At 44.7% G+C, this 14,181-nt stretch carries 12 protein-coding genes; 7 read left to right on the forward strand and 5 right to left on the reverse strand.

Annotated features, from left to right (window positions below; genetic code table 11):
* The first annotated feature begins 112 nt into the window (after positions 1–112).
* Complete coding sequence (gene asnS, locus R7Q11_RS13415; protein WP_025767293.1) at positions 113–1,513, forward strand: asparagine--tRNA ligase; 1,401 nt, start codon at positions 113–115, stop codon at positions 1,511–1,513.
* Between the two features lie 90 nt (positions 1,514–1,603).
* Here the strand turns inward: asnS and R7Q11_RS13420 are convergent, their stop codons facing one another.
* Both R7Q11_RS13420 and R7Q11_RS13425 read right to left on the reverse strand, forming a co-directional pair.
* A complete protein-coding gene (locus tag R7Q11_RS13420; protein WP_017636102.1) occupies positions 1,604–1,828 on the reverse strand; it encodes a hypothetical protein in 225 nt (74 codons plus the stop codon).
* Between the two features lie 98 nt (positions 1,829–1,926).
* The gene (locus tag R7Q11_RS13425; protein ID WP_213965723.1) at positions 1,927–3,318 is read right to left on the reverse strand and encodes a PLP-dependent aminotransferase family protein; all 1,392 of its coding nucleotides are present in this window, start codon (positions 3,316–3,318) and stop codon (positions 1,927–1,929) included.
* Between the two features lie 258 nt (positions 3,319–3,576).
* On the opposite strand from R7Q11_RS13425, the gene R7Q11_RS13430 reads away from it, so the two are divergent.
* The 3 genes from R7Q11_RS13430 (at position 3,577) to R7Q11_RS13440 (ending at position 5,875) form a co-directional block, all read left to right on the forward strand.
* Entirely contained in the window at positions 3,577–3,807 is a 231-nt protein-coding gene (locus tag R7Q11_RS13430; RefSeq protein ID WP_205461185.1) for a hypothetical protein, read from the forward strand.
* 245 nt (positions 3,808–4,052) lie between these two features.
* On the forward strand, positions 4,053–4,352 hold the full coding sequence (locus R7Q11_RS13435; protein WP_005376885.1) for a hypothetical protein: 300 nt from the start codon (positions 4,053–4,055) through the stop codon (positions 4,350–4,352).
* Positions 4,353–4,684: 332 nt separating this feature from the next.
* A complete protein-coding gene (locus R7Q11_RS13440; RefSeq protein ID WP_017636105.1) occupies positions 4,685–5,875 on the forward strand; it encodes an amino acid aminotransferase in 1,191 nt (396 codons plus the stop codon).
* Positions 5,876–5,964: 89 nt separating this feature from the next.
* On the opposite strand, the gene R7Q11_RS13445 is transcribed toward R7Q11_RS13440, so the two are convergent.
* A complete protein-coding gene (locus tag R7Q11_RS13445; protein WP_017820457.1) occupies positions 5,965–6,606 on the reverse strand; it encodes an outer membrane beta-barrel protein in 642 nt (213 codons plus the stop codon).
* A gap of 314 nt (positions 6,607–6,920) precedes the next feature.
* Between R7Q11_RS13445 and R7Q11_RS13450 the strand changes: the two genes are divergently transcribed.
* Positions 6,921–8,810 carry a DUF294 nucleotidyltransferase-like domain-containing protein gene (locus R7Q11_RS13450; protein WP_033905640.1) on the forward strand — a complete coding sequence of 630 codons (1,890 nt, stop codon included), beginning with the start codon at positions 6,921–6,923 and terminating at the stop codon, positions 8,808–8,810.
* A gap of 8 nt (positions 8,811–8,818) precedes the next feature.
* Positions 8,819–9,538, forward strand: coding sequence for a 3'-5' exonuclease (locus tag R7Q11_RS13455; RefSeq protein WP_225466510.1), 720 nt, complete (start codon positions 8,819–8,821; stop codon positions 9,536–9,538).
* Positions 9,539–9,607: 69 nt separating this feature from the next.
* Here the strand turns inward: R7Q11_RS13455 and R7Q11_RS13460 are convergent, their stop codons facing one another.
* The gene (locus R7Q11_RS13460) at positions 9,608–11,491 is read right to left on the reverse strand and encodes a methyl-accepting chemotaxis protein (protein ID WP_005376880.1); all 1,884 of its coding nucleotides are present in this window, start codon (positions 11,489–11,491) and stop codon (positions 9,608–9,610) included.
* A gap of 231 nt (positions 11,492–11,722) precedes the next feature.
* A complete protein-coding gene (locus tag R7Q11_RS13465; RefSeq protein ID WP_005376879.1) occupies positions 11,723–13,294 on the reverse strand; it encodes a BCCT family transporter in 1,572 nt (523 codons plus the stop codon).
* A 387-nt stretch (positions 13,295–13,681) separates the two neighbouring features.
* Here R7Q11_RS13465 and R7Q11_RS13470 point away from each other — a divergent pair, with 387 nt between their 5' ends.
* Entirely contained in the window at positions 13,682–14,158 is a 477-nt protein-coding gene (locus tag R7Q11_RS13470) for a MarR family winged helix-turn-helix transcriptional regulator (RefSeq protein ID WP_005376877.1), read from the forward strand.
* Positions 14,159–14,181 lie beyond the last annotated feature (23 nt).

Genomic DNA, 14,181 nt, shown 5'->3' on the forward strand with positions numbered 1-14,181 from the left:
AAATGCTACCCAACTCAGCGCTTAGCTTGTTTTTTGAACAAAAATGTTATTAGACAAGTACTTTAAGTAAGCGTTGAGTTGAATTTTTACCTCAATGGAGAATATTGAAAACATGACTTACGCGCCTGTATCAGACGTATTGAAAGGTCAGCTAGCAGTAGACAGCGAAGTGACTGTTCGTGGCTGGATCCGTTCACGTCGTGATTCCAAAGCTGGAATCTCTTTCCTTGCCATATATGACGGCTCTTGTTTCGACCCGATTCAGGCCGTGGTCCCAAATAATCTTAATAATTACGAAGAGGAAGTATTAAAGCTAACGACTGGCTGCTCTGTTGAAGTAACTGGTAAGATTGTTGAATCTCCTGCAAAGGGTCAAGACTTCGAACTTGCTGCCACTGACGTTAAAGTGGTTGGTTGGGTTGAAGATGCTGAAACTTACCCAATGGCAAAAACTCGTCACTCAATCGAGTACCTACGTGAAGTTGCGCACCTACGTCCGCGCACAAACGTAATCGGTGCAGTAGCACGTGTACGTAACTGCCTATCTCAAGCAATCCACCGCTTCTACCACGAGCAAGGTTACTTCTGGGTATCTGCGCCGTTGATCACGGCTTCAGATGCTGAAGGCGCTGGTGAAATGTTCCGCGTATCTACGCTAGACATGGAAAACCTTCCTCGCACTGACGCTGGTAAAGTGGACTACAACGAAGACTTCTTCGGTAAAGAGACGTTCCTAACAGTATCTGGTCAGCTAAACGCAGAAGCTTACGCTTGTGCACTAAGCAAAGTTTACACTTTCGGCCCTACTTTCCGTGCTGAAAACTCAAACACAAGCCGCCACCTAGCAGAATTCTGGATGGTTGAGCCTGAAGTTGCGTTCGCAGAACTGGATGATGTAGCGAAACTGGCTGAAGACATGCTCAAGTACGTGTTTAAAGCGGTGCTTGCAGAGTGTCGTGATGACCTTGAGTTCTTCGCTCAACGCATCGATAAAGAAGCAATCACTCGTCTAGAGCAGTTCGTTTCTTCTGACTTCGCGCAAGTTGACTACACTGACGCAATCCAGATCCTTCTTGATTCAGGTCGTGAGTTCGAGTTCCCAGTTGAATGGGGTATCGATATGTCTTCTGAGCACGAGCGTTTCCTTGCTGAAGAACACTTTAAAGCACCTGTAATCGTTAAGAACTACCCGAAAGACATTAAAGCATTCTACATGCGTGCTAACGATGACGGTAAAACAGTTGCAGCGATGGACGTTCTAGCACCGGGCATCGGCGAAATCATCGGTGGTTCTCAGCGTGAAGAGCGCCTAGACATTCTAGATGCACGTATGCGTGAAGTGGGTATCGATCCTGAACACATGAGCTGGTACCGCGACCTACGTAAATACGGTACAGTGCCACACGCAGGCTTCGGTCTAGGCTTTGAGCGCCTAGTATCTTACGTCACTGGTATGGGCAACGTTCGTGACGTGATCCCATTCCCACGTACTCCTCGCTCTGCGAACTTCTAATCACTTTTTAGTGATATCGAATTAAAAAGACCTCCCATGTGGAGGTCTTTTATTTGTACGAATGATTTTCTAGCAACCGGTGTATGCACTCTAGTTGTTATTTTCGTCGTCATCCTCATCTGCTCGCGCTGCGTATTTTACTCCAACCACACACAAGCCAAACATCACAAATGGGATAACGGCAGCAGTGTATTCCGTCCAAACCATATGAGAGAAAGATTTCGCCAATATCAAGTGTGCAAACACCAACAAAAATGCGCTAAAAATAGCAACACCCATCAACCTAAGTTCATGCTTTACCAACTGCTTTTTCATTACGGCTCCTAACCTAAATGGTTGTCTGCCCATGATTGAAACACAGCTTCGGTATCGTCCACTGATACAGTTTGAGCAAAAAACAGGTAAACAGTTGGCTAATGAAGTAATTCTCCGACCGTCTTCACGGCTTGTTCTAATTCATCATTTACAGGTAACGATGTATTAAGCCTCAGGTAGTTCTCATAATTTGGAGCGATAGAAAACAACTGACCAAATGCTACAGTGATGTTCGCTTCCAATAACTTCTGATAAATCGCTTTTCCGCACTTTGTGTTCGGCAGTTCTATCCAAAGAAAATAGCCGCCTTCCGGTTGCGTGTAACGAATCGATTGGGGAAAGTACTTATCAACCAGTTCAATAAACGCCAATTGCCGCTGCTCAAGATTCTTTCGCAGTTTTCTAAGATGGCTATCATAACTATCGTTTTGCAAGTAATGCGCGATACCCTGCTGGATTGGTGCACTGCCTGACAACGTCGAGATAAGTTGCAGCTTTTGAAGTTGCTCATTGAAGCGTTTGTTTACCACCCAGCCCAGCCTATAGCCAGGGCAAAGGCTTTTTGAAAATGATCCACAATGCAACACGCGCTCTTGTGTATCAAAAGCTTTAAGTGAGCTTGGCTTTTTTTCAGAAAAATAAAGCTCTGAATACACATCATCTTCGATCAAGTACACATCGTATTTGTCAGCCAGTTCGACGATACGTTGCTTCTGCCCGTCACTTAATAAGGTTCCTGTTGGATTGTGAAAGTTAGTCATTAACCAACATGCGCGAACCTCATTGCCGGCAAAAGTCGCTTCAATTTGATCCACTGAATGTCCAGTTAACGGATCCACCGTTATTTCTATCGCCTTTAGACCTAAACGTTCAATCGCTTGAAGTGCGCCATAAAACGTCGGTGATTCAACTACAACAGTATCTCCAGGCTGGGTCACGGCCTGAAGGCTCAAATTCAATGCTTCTAATGCGCCAGAAGTAACGACAATATCATCATGGGTAAACACCATACCTTGTTGGATGTACCGTTGAGCAATCAAACGGCGTAGAGACTCACAGCCCGGCGGCAAGTTATCCAATAACGTCTCTGCCCCCATCTTCCTGCCTGAGCTGGCTAGGTTGCGGTTTAGCGCTTCTAATGGGAACAATGCTGGGTCTGGAAACGCGGAGCCAAACTTCACCGCATTCGATGAGGCCTGATTTTTGAGGTAGTCGTAAAGTTCATCGTTGATGCTGGAGCGATAAACGGAAGTGGCTGGAGAACTCGGTTCGAAGCGGTCCAACTCCGCAGTCACAAAGTATCCAGACTGAGGTTTCGCTGCGACCCAACCTTGTGCTTCGAGCAGCTGATAAGCTTGTAATACCGTACCTGCGCTGACAGAATGGTTTCGGCTTGTTACACGCACTGATGGCAGCTTTTCCCCTGCTCTCCAAGTATTTTGCTGAATCTGCGTTTTGAACAGCTCAGCCAGTTGACGGTATCGGTTCATGTTTCCCTCATTTCACTTACAGCCGCACCATAGCATACTTCGCGCCAGCATTCTGATATGGGAGTATTCAATTTAGCAACGTAATTTATCAAGCTTATAATAGATATTTCAGCCACGAAGTGAGCGTTTATATCCCATACTTTGACCGTTACACACATATTGCCTCACATCTTTGCAATACCTAAAAGCCAAGGTTTTACGTTGGACTGAGTTCGTTAAACTCACTTCGAGCTACGGTCTTTAAATCAGGAGGAAGCGATGAAAGTTTTTACAATGGACGATCTCTCGTATCACGGAAAACATAAAGGTGTACATAGTTGGGACCATCCTGGCAGTACCACCCCTTATTATTGGCATCCTGATTGGCTGCATATCGCTGAAGATGCTTTGGGTGAACACAAAAAGGCTGACCTTGAACTCCCTGATGGAGAAACAGCGACAGAAGAGCATGCAAAAGCGGCGATTCTCAAACACTTGAATGACGAGTAGTTTAGGCTCTATCACCGTTCAAGAATAGCATTAGGTAGGCGAATCCATCGTTGTATGCTTTAAACACAAATAAAGCTAAAACCTGCCAAATAGTAAATTCTTCTGAATGAGAAGTACGCATCTTCTATAGCGTTCAAAGGGCAAAATAAGTCGATTGTTATCACATTAATTTTCATTACATCTGTTACATTTAAATATTAATGGTGATGCACACCTCAACTCATGGATTATGAGAGAAAACAATAATGGCGAAATACAACGAAGAAGATATTAAATACAAAGGTGAATCCAACGGCGTACATTCTTGGAGCTCTCCTTCCGGCCAACCTTATTACTGGCACCCAGATTGGTTACACGTTGCGGAAGATGCGACGGGTACGCATCCGAAGCAAAAACTTGAAGTTGAAAAGACAGAAGTACCAACCGAAAAGCACGCGTTAAAAGCGATCTTAAAGCATATGAATGACTGGGCGACTGAAAAGCTTTCTTCTAACCCTGACATCGAAACCAATGCGGTTGAGTCGGAAATCAATCTGAAGAAATAACCCCAACCGATATCCATACTTCTAACAGTAAACGCTCCACCTTTGGTGGGGCGTTTTTGTCTCAACAAATCCTCACTAGACAATTATAAACGTGTTAACGCAAAGCACTGAATTGAAACGATTGGGATGTGTGCAAAACTTCTCCAACCATGGCATAAATGCCCTTCAAACTCTGTGCCTACCAAACGTTTTCATGGCAAAAACTTTAGTTATGTTAGAATTCTGTTTCAAATCGCAACTTTTTTAGGTTTTCTTTTCAGTAACGGTTGTAACCAATATTGCTGAAAGGTATAAATGTTAGCACACCCCTTCGATTAACATGGATGAAGATTATGTTTGAAAAAGTAGTTGCCGCTCCGGCTGACCCTATTCTTGGCCTTACTGAAGAGTTTAAAAAAGATGCTCGCGCAGACAAAATTAACCTTGGCGTAGGTATTTACAAAAACGAGCAAGGCGAAACTCCCGTTCTTGCGACAGTAAAGAAAGCTGAAGCAGCACTTGTTGAAACTGAAAAAACCAAATCTTACCTAACCATCGAAGGCACAGCAGAGTACGGCATTGCAGTACAAAAACTGCTTTTCGGCTCTGATGCAGAAATTGTAAACGAAAAACGCGCTAAAACAGCTCAAGCTCCGGGTGGTACTGGTGCACTACGTGTTGCCGGCGAGTTTATTAAACGTCAACTAGGCGATGTAAAGATCTGGATCAGCAACCCAACATGGGCGAACCACAACGGCGTATTTACTGCTGCTGGTATCGAAACGGCACAATACAGCTACTACAATGCTGAAACAAAAGACAAAGACTTCGATGCGATGCTAAATGATCTGCAATCTGCATCTGAAGGCGACATCGTGCTTCTACACGGCTGCTGTCACAACCCTACAGGGATCGATCCTACGGCTGAAGAATGGGAAACATTGGCGAAACTTGTCGCAGAGAAGAAATTGCTTCCTCTGTTCGACTTCGCCTACCAAGGCTTTGCTAAAGGTGTGGAAGAAGATGCTGCAGGTCTTCGTACTTTTGCTAAATACAACAAAGAAATCCTAGTCGCGAGCTCTTTCTCGAAAAACTTTGGCCTATACAATGAACGCGTAGGTGCCTTCACGTTAGTAGCTGAGTCAGAAGAAGTCGCAACAACCGCTTTTTCTCAAGTTAAAGCCATTATTCGCTCTATCTACTCTAACCCACCTGCACACGGCAGCGCTGTCGTGACTCACATTCTTGGCAACGCCGAAATGCGTGCGGAATGGGAAGCTGAAGTAGCAGAAATGCGTGACCGCATTCAAGAAATGCGTGAACTGTTTGTAGCGACACTAAAAGCAGAGGGTGTGGACGCAGACTTTAGTTTCATCGAACGTCAAAATGGTATGTTCTCTTTCTCTGGTCTTTCTAAAGAGCAAGTTAACCGCCTTAAAGAAGAGTTCGGTATTTACATTGTCGGTTCTGGCCGAATCAGTGTTGCTGGTATGACGAAGTCAAATATGGGCCCTCTATGTAAAGGCATTGCAGCGGTTTTATAATCGACTGTCGCATACTTTATTAAAAGGAAAGGTCAGCATAAGCTGACCTTTTTTGTTTTAACTTAACGCCAAAAACGAACCCGTCCGATCTAGTAGACAAACTTCAAACTCAGCCCTACTTCATTGACGTAATCTGAGCTTTCACCGCTGTAATCAGTATCTCTAAACTGATAAAAAAGACCAGTGCCGATGACTTTATGCCATTGGTAGTTAAGACCGATCTTAAAATTGTTCTCATCAACGATATCACTACGGTTCAACTCCACTTCAGCTGTCGCAATAAGCTTTTCACTGAGCAAGTAATTCACCCCAACAGTTACAGCTTGAATCAATTCGCTATCGGAAGACAACGTATTATCCGTTTTGTCGTCCGTCGCTTTCGCTTTGATTGCGCCTATTCCATATAGCCCGTAGATATCGAATTGCTCTGTAACTCCATAACGGTAACCACCACCAAACAAAAGGCGGTCAATGCGAAGAGTAAAATCATCCGGATGGAAAAACTGCGCTGAGTAATCAACATTAAACAACCAGTTCTCAGTAAACAAATAGTTACCACCGAGTCCAACTGTGGTCGCATTAGAGTTATCTAACCATTCTTCGTTTGTCGTTCCGGCACCAACATCCAAATGAATGTGTTCGTACCCAAATTTTTCTGCTTGGTCCATGACCGCTGCGCTTGATATCGCCGGCAAAGCAGCTAAAGAAACAAGCAATAAATTTCTCACCATTCGACTTCCTTTCATGAGAATTATCTAAACACTGTATTCCATCGCCTGAGCTACTTGGCTCAAGAAGAATAGCTTAATCTAAAGACGTGATAACGATCTGAAACAGCCAAAGATCTAATCAGTCATCACGAAGAAAACATATCGACGACGTCTTTTTCAATTGAGGTGACCATATAGTAGTAAAAATGAAGCTCCCTTATCGTGCGATATGTCAGAATCTTATGACTGAGCACGAAAATCGCGGTTCAGATAAGACTCTGTTTTAAAACTAAGTTAAGATTACTTTATTATTTGCGAACTAAAAGGCGCCTTCGATGGATGCAGAACTTCTCGAGATTTACAACTTTCTCGCCAAGTATCCCCCGTTCAATGAACTCCCTGAAGAAACACTAAACAAGGTGACAGAGAGTGTCGAAATCTCGTACTACCGAGAAGATACCCCCATCATCCATTTTGGAGACTATATCCAAGATTTATACGTGGTGCGAAGCGGTGTTGTTGAAGTTTATCGACGCAAAGGTGAGCTGTATAATCGCCTTGACGAAGGTGACCTATTTGGCCAGATGGGCATGCTCACCAATAACAAAGTCCGCTTTCCGGTAAAAGCCATTGAGGATACCCTGCTCTACTGTATTCCTGGTGACATTTTCCAAGAAATTTACGATAACTTTGATTCCTTTGCGGATTTTGTTGAAGTTGAAAATAGCGCTCGTTTACGCCAAGCCATTTCAGAAAACAAAGACGCCAATGACCTGACGACGTCGAAAGTGAAAACCTTGCTGACTGGCGATGCTCATACGATTGATCGTGGTCAGACAATCCAGCAAGCCGCGCAGCAAATGGCGAATGACAACGTATCGGCTTTACTTATCGTCGACCCAGATTTCGTTCGTGACGAAGACGATCCACAGTCCCCAGTACTTGGTATCATTACTGACCGTGACTTGTGTACCCGTGTGTTAGCTGAAGGTTTGTCCCCACAGGACGATGTGTCCAGTGTGATGACCACGGAGGTCATGTCTCTTGACCACAACGCTTACATCTATGAAGCAATGTTAACGATGCTGCGTTACAACGTACATCACCTACCAGTGGTAAAAAACCAATTACCAATCGGTATTATCGAAACAACCGACATTGTTCGTTATGAATCTCAGAATTCGTTGTTGTTGGTGAGTAGTATTTTCCAACAACAGACTATCGAAGATTTAGCAGTTGTTGCCGAAGAAGTGAAAAGCAGCTTCGTGCGTCTGGTCAATGAAGATGCCAACTCTCACATGGTGGGTAGCGCGATGTCGGTCATTGGCCGAAGCTTCAAACAGCGTCTGCTAGAAATGGCAGAAGAAGAGCTTGGTCCACCGCCAATTCCTTATTGTTTCCTTGCACTTGGCTCAATGGGGCGAGATGAGCAACTGTTGGTGACTGACCAAGATAACGCCATCATTCTAGATGAGACTTATCAAGAAGAGAAACATGGTAAATACTTCGAAGCCCTAGCAAAATACGTCAGCGATGGGTTAGATGCCTGTGGCTACAAATATTGCACAGGTGATATTATGGCAACCAACCCACTATGGCGCATGACTCGTTCAGAGTGGGAAGAGTGTTTTGCTGACTGGATTGATAACCCGAACCCGAAAGCACTACTCAACGCCTCCATCTTTTTCGACTTGGATGGCGTCTATGGCCGCTTAAAATGGGCAGAACAGTTAACTAGCTTTATTGTTCGTCGCGCTCGAAAGAACAACCGCTTCTTAGCGTGTTTGGCTCGTAACGCACTAAACAGAACACCACCTCTGGGCTTCTTTAAAGACTTCGTGATGGAAAAAGATGGCAGACACAACAACTCCATCAACCTCAAACGTCGCGGTACTGCTCCTCTGGTCGACTTAATTCGTGTTCACTCTCTGGCGGTTGGTTCACGTGCACAGAACTCGTTTGAGCGTCTTGACGACATTATTGATGCTGGCATTTTGCCAAAAGGTCGAGCACAAGACTTAAAAGACGCGTTAGAATTTATTTCCATGGTACGTATTCGTCACCAAGCGACGGATGTGGAACTAGGCATTGAGCCTGATAACAATATCGAACCGGAAAACCTCTCTGAGTTTGAACGTCGCAACCTAAAGGATGCATTCCAGATCCTAAGCAATGGTCAAAATTTCCTTAAGTTCCGCTACCAAGCGAACAAGAGCTTTAAGTGAGGTTTAGCATGATTAAAAAGCTCTTTCAGAAGCCAACCATTCAGTGGCCAACGAAGTTTGAACAAAAGCTGGAGATGGCGAAGGATGAGAATTTAATTGCGTTCTATAGCAACAAGCCGCCTGCTCCAGAAACACCGTTATCTGAGGTGGAGTTCGTGGCGTTAGATTTCGAAACGACGGGTTTGAATCCTGAAAAACATGACATCATTACTATTGGTTTGGTGTCGTTTAACCTGAAGCGAATTTTCCTACGTAACTCGCGTCATTGGAAGGTACGTCCACAGCGTGCACTCGATGAAGACTCAGTCATTATACACGGTATTACTCACAGCGAATTGATCGATGCGCCTGACTTAGGCGATATCTTAAGCGAGCTGCTACCATGCTTAAGCGGGAAAATCATTGTTGTTCATTACCGTCGTATCGAGAGAGAGTTTCTGGATAAAGCGCTCAAAAGCCGTTTAGGGGAAGGTATTGAGTTTCCTGTTTTAGATACGCTGCACCTTGAAGAAACGATTCAACAGAAACGTTCAGGCTCTCTCTGGGAGCGTCTAAAAGGGAAAAAACCAGAATCGGTTAGGCTAGCGCAATCTCGACGCCGTTATGGGCTGCCAGACTATACGCCTCACCATGCATTAACCGACGCAATTGCTACCGCAGAGCTGCTGCAAGCGCAAATCGCCCATCATTACAGTGAAGAGCAACCCATCAGTGAGTTCTGGCTGTAATGTATTTCACGCTTAATAGCGATCAAAAAAGGAGCCAGATGGCTCCTTTTTACTTAGGTTGAGACAAGATTACAGCTTAAAGCGTTGAATCTCTTGTTCAAGTTCGTGTGATAGCTCAGACAGGTGAGCAGCTTGTTCTGCTGCTTGATGAGCTTCGACTGACAACTCGTTAGACACGTCACGAATACCTTCAGTGTTACGAGTGATCTCAGTGGTTACCGATGCTTGCTCTTCTGCTGCTGAAGCAATCTGCGTTGCCATATCACTGATACGCTCAACAGCAGTGTGGATTTGCGTCAAGCTCGCTGCAGCCGCATTGGCATCATCAACACTGGTATCAGCTAGACGACGACTGTCACCCATAATACCGACCGCTTTGGCCGTTGTGCCTTGTAGCATCTCGATAGTTTCTTGAATCTCTTGCGTTGAAGCATGAGTACGTTGGCTCAATACGCGGACTTCATCTGCAACCACAGCAAAACCACGGCCTTGCTCACCTGCACGTGCCGCTTCGATCGCCGCGTTAAGTGCAAGTAGGTTCGTTTGCTCTGCAATGCCTTGAATCGTTGATAGAATCGTATTGATGCTATTTCCGTGTGCTTCTAGCTCTTGAATCACATCAGTAGCAACTTGAACTTCTTGCGCTAAGTTCTGAATAGAGCCTTGCGTTTGAGTTACTTGGCTTGAACCGTGTGAACAAGCTTGAACCGCTTCTTCTGAGTTACTTGCCGTGCTATCAGCATTACCTGCAATTTCTTGTGTCGCTGCTGCCATTTCGTTCACGGCCGTCGCCACCATGTTGATTTCATCTTGCTGGTAAGAGATACGCTGACTACGCTCCTCAGCTTGCTGTGCTGTCGTGCGTGCTTGCTCTGAAAGCGCAGAAGATACGTGGCTAAGCTTAGTAACCATTGTGTGCATGTTGCCAACAAAACGGTTGAAGTTTTCCGCCAGTTTACCTACTTCATCATCACTGCGTGGTTCTAGGCGTTGCGTTAAGTCACCTTCACCAGATGCAATTTCTTCCAGTGCATTTGATACGCGGTTCAAGTCACGGAACAAGAAACCAACTAGCCAAGAAACTGCAAGAATAACCACAATCGTGATCGCCACAGCAGTAAACAATAGATCTCGTAGCAATACCGCATGACCTGCTTCTTCTGTTGCGCGATCCATTTCAATCGCAAACATCCAATGCGTACCAGGAACTTTATTGAAGTAGTAAAGCTTCTCTTTTCCTTTGATTACCGTATCTTCGATACGACCTTCATCGGCGGCGCGCTCAATTGCCTCTTCTGAAAAATCTTTTAGAACACTGGTGATAGGCTTAAGCGTCAAGCTTTTATCTGGATGCGCTAAGAAGGTGCCTTCATTCATGTCGATTAGCATCGCATGCGCGTTTTCACCTGCATCTAAGTTAATCACATCGCTGATAAGCTGATCGATCAGTACGTCCGCACCAACAACACCAACAAACTGACCATTTTTCATTACTGGCTCAGCAATGGTCACAAGTAGTGCATTCGTGATTGCGTCTTGATATGCGGCTGTGATGATTTGCTTACCCGCGGCATCAGCATCCTTGTACCAAGGACGTGTGCGAGGGTCATAATCAGCACGGTTACGCTCCGGATGAGAGCGGTACATATCACCGTTTGGTGTACCAAGGAAGATGTCATCGAAGCCACCAGCCTTGCGAGCTTGTTGTAGGAAAGGAACAACGTCTTGCTCGGTCGAGTAGTCGTTGAACGCAGTGGCAATATCTTTACGGATATTGACCCAATCAGAAATTCCCTCTGACGCAGTAGTACTAAGACTTTGCGCACGTGAATAGACACCTGAACGAGTCTGATCAAATAATTGACCAGCCGACAACCAAGTAAGTGCTGTTGCCATCACAACAACAGCAGAAAGGCTTGCGCCTATAAGCTTTTGTTTTAATGATAATTTCATATTTATAGTTTTTTGAGTTGGGAGAACAGTTAAGGTGCATGAATATTACACACTTTTTTACGACTATTCACTAATTTTTAAAAAACAAAATAGCACATTAACTCTTTGTAAAATATGAACTTTCATGTGTCATTTTTTTGTCTCGAGCGTCATAAAAACCGCACAAAAAAAGCCAGCAAATTGCTGGCCTTTTGATTAATTGTTAGTCAAACGGTTTTATAAAATGCCGAATTACTGACGCTCAGTTCGCATACCCATCAATAAGCTCACACACATTGCAAGCAGAATGAAGGTAAATGGCAGTGCTGTAGAAATGGCACCAGCCTGAAGAGCTTGAACCGCCTCGGAGCCACCAATCCATAGCAGAGCAACCGCAATTGCACCTTCCATGAATGCCCAGAAGACACGTTGAAGTACAGGTGCATCGACTTTACCACCTGCCGTGATACTGTCGATAACAAGTGAACCAGAGTCAGAAGACGTAATGAAGAACACAAGTACCAGCACAACAGCGATGATAGAAAGCATGCTACCAAATGGAAGAACATCAAACATTTGGAACATAGCAAGTGATACGTCAGTCAAGCCATTTGTGCCCAGCTCACCTACTTTATCAACAACTTGCTCGATCGCCAGGCCACCAAATACAGACATCCAAACAACGGTAACCGCCGTTGGAACCAGCAGAACTGCTGTGATGAACTCGCGAACGGTACGGCCACGAGAAACACGCGCGATGAACATGCCTACGAATGGCGACCATGAAATCCACCAAGCCCAGTAGAACACTGTCCAGCCTTGGAACCAAGCTTCGTCCGTACGACCAAACGGGTTACTTAGTGGGATGATATTCTCTACGTATGCCATAAGTGTGGTTGGAATCGAGCCTAGGCTCGCCGCCCAACCGATAAGACCAACAAGGAGAAGTAGCAAGAACGCCACAACCATGTTGATGTTACTAATGACTTTAACACCACCATCGATGCCGCGTACGACTGAAACAACAGCAAGTAAAGTCACCACGGTAATAACGACGATTTGCAGACCTAGGCCTGGCTCAACACCAAATACGTGATGAATACCACTTGCTGCTTGCTGCGCACCTAGACCTAGGGATGTAGCAAGACCAAATAAAGTCGCAAGCACAGCCAGAATGTCCACAATGTGGCCAGCCCAACCCCATGCACGATCACCCAGAAGTGGGTAGAAGATCGAACGCATAGATAGCGGTAAACCTTTGTTGTAGGCAAAGAATGCTAAAGAAAGTGCTACAACACCGTAAATTGCCCATGGGTGAAGGCCCCAGTGGAACATCGTTGCACCCAGTGCCAATCTCGCGGCTTCTGGTGTATTTGCCTCAACACCAAGTGGCGTTTCATACCAACCGGTGAAGTAAGCGACAGGTTCTGCAACACTCCAGAACATTAAACCGATACCCATACCAGCTGCAAATAGCATTGCAAGCCATGACATAAACGAGTAATCGGCAACAGCGTCTTTACCACCTAGTCGGATCTTACCCATTGGTGAGACGATAAGCGCCAAACAGAAAATAACGAAAATGTTACCTGCAATAATGAACAACCAATCGAATGAACCAATAATTTTCCACTTCAGCCCATCAAGTGCCGTCTTTGCGGTATGTGCATCTAGAACTAATGCAGCGACAAGAAACAGCGCAATTAAACCTGCACTAATACCAAAAACTGGGTTATGAACATCAAAACCCCATTTTTGAACGTTGTCCTGACCTACCGTATAGTCGGTACTATCGATACTGTACTTATCTATACCCTTTGTCATCGTTCCTCTCTATTTTTGTAGTGTTTTTACGTACCAAACAAAAAAATCTTTCGAACACGATACGTTTTGCATTCCGTGAAGGCGCAAGATCCTATCATTTGACACGTTTTTGTCTATCTTTTTGCTATTAAAAAATCCAATAACTTACTTTTCACTGTGTGGTTACGGCCTTTGATAGAACAAATCACTACTACAATAGTTAGACCACAAACATTTATTGCTATAATAATTTTAGCTCTTCTTATTTTGTCGAAAAGGCGCGACAAAATGGTATTGAGGACACGGCGTAAAATTGTAGGGGTAATTTTTGATTTCCCCCCTTTAAATAAGGGCGCATTTAAGTTAGTGTCGCCTCGATAAATGTTCCCTACAGACTGGATGAATAAATTGGAAAAGTACGAAGAAGTATTGGTCTCGATTCGTCAGATCATCCGCGCTATTGATTTACATTCTAAAAAGCTGAGCAAAGAGTCTGGATTGACTGCTCCACAGTTGATTTTGATGCGCGCTATCAATGACTTAGATAACGTGACGATTAAACAGTTGTCTAGCCACACTAACATGAGCCAAGCGACCGCAACGACCATTCTAGATAGACTAGAACGAGGCCAGTTTGTTGAGCGTCAGCGCAGTGTTCAAGACAAGCGTAAAGTGCATGCTGTACTTACGAGCAAGGGCCAAGAAGCCTTAAAACAAGCACCAACGCCGCTGCAAGAGCACTTCATTAATCGATTCCAAAAATTGGAAGAATGGGAGCAATCCCTTCTACTATCTTCCGTTCAACGCATCTCGACGATGATGAATGCAGAGGACATCGATGTTGCTCCAATGCTAGAGCTTGGTAGCATTACCAAAGCCGATTAGTTTCGCTCCCACGTGCTCGCTTT

The sequence above is a fragment of the Vibrio sp. 970 genome (genome assembly GCF_033339075.1).

Excerpts from the sequence above, each read along its gene's own strand:
- R7Q11_RS13465 (WP_005376879.1), bottom strand. The coding sequence starts at position 13,294 with ATGACAAAGGGTATAGATAAGTACAGTATCGATAGTACCGACTATACG.
- R7Q11_RS13460 (WP_005376880.1), bottom strand. The coding sequence starts at position 11,491 with ATGAAATTATCATTAAAACAAAAGCTTATAGGCGCAAGCCTTTCTGCT.
- R7Q11_RS13425 (WP_213965723.1), bottom strand. The coding sequence starts at position 3,318 with ATGAACCGATACCGTCAACTGGCTGAGCTGTTCAAAACGCAGATTCAG.
- R7Q11_RS13440 (WP_017636105.1), top strand. The coding sequence starts at position 4,685 with ATGTTTGAAAAAGTAGTTGCCGCTCCGGCTGACCCTATTCTTGGCCTT.
- R7Q11_RS13430 (WP_205461185.1), top strand. The coding sequence starts at position 3,577 with ATGAAAGTTTTTACAATGGACGATCTCTCGTATCACGGAAAACATAAA.
- R7Q11_RS13420 (WP_017636102.1), bottom strand. The coding sequence starts at position 1,828 with ATGAAAAAGCAGTTGGTAAAGCATGAACTTAGGTTGATGGGTGTTGCT.
- R7Q11_RS13435 (WP_005376885.1), top strand. The coding sequence starts at position 4,053 with ATGGCGAAATACAACGAAGAAGATATTAAATACAAAGGTGAATCCAAC.
- asnS (WP_025767293.1), top strand. The coding sequence starts at position 113 with ATGACTTACGCGCCTGTATCAGACGTATTGAAAGGTCAGCTAGCAGTA.
- R7Q11_RS13445 (WP_017820457.1), bottom strand. The coding sequence starts at position 6,606 with ATGGTGAGAAATTTATTGCTTGTTTCTTTAGCTGCTTTGCCGGCGATA.
- R7Q11_RS13455 (WP_225466510.1), top strand. The coding sequence starts at position 8,819 with ATGATTAAAAAGCTCTTTCAGAAGCCAACCATTCAGTGGCCAACGAAG.
- R7Q11_RS13450 (WP_033905640.1), top strand. The coding sequence starts at position 6,921 with ATGGATGCAGAACTTCTCGAGATTTACAACTTTCTCGCCAAGTATCCC.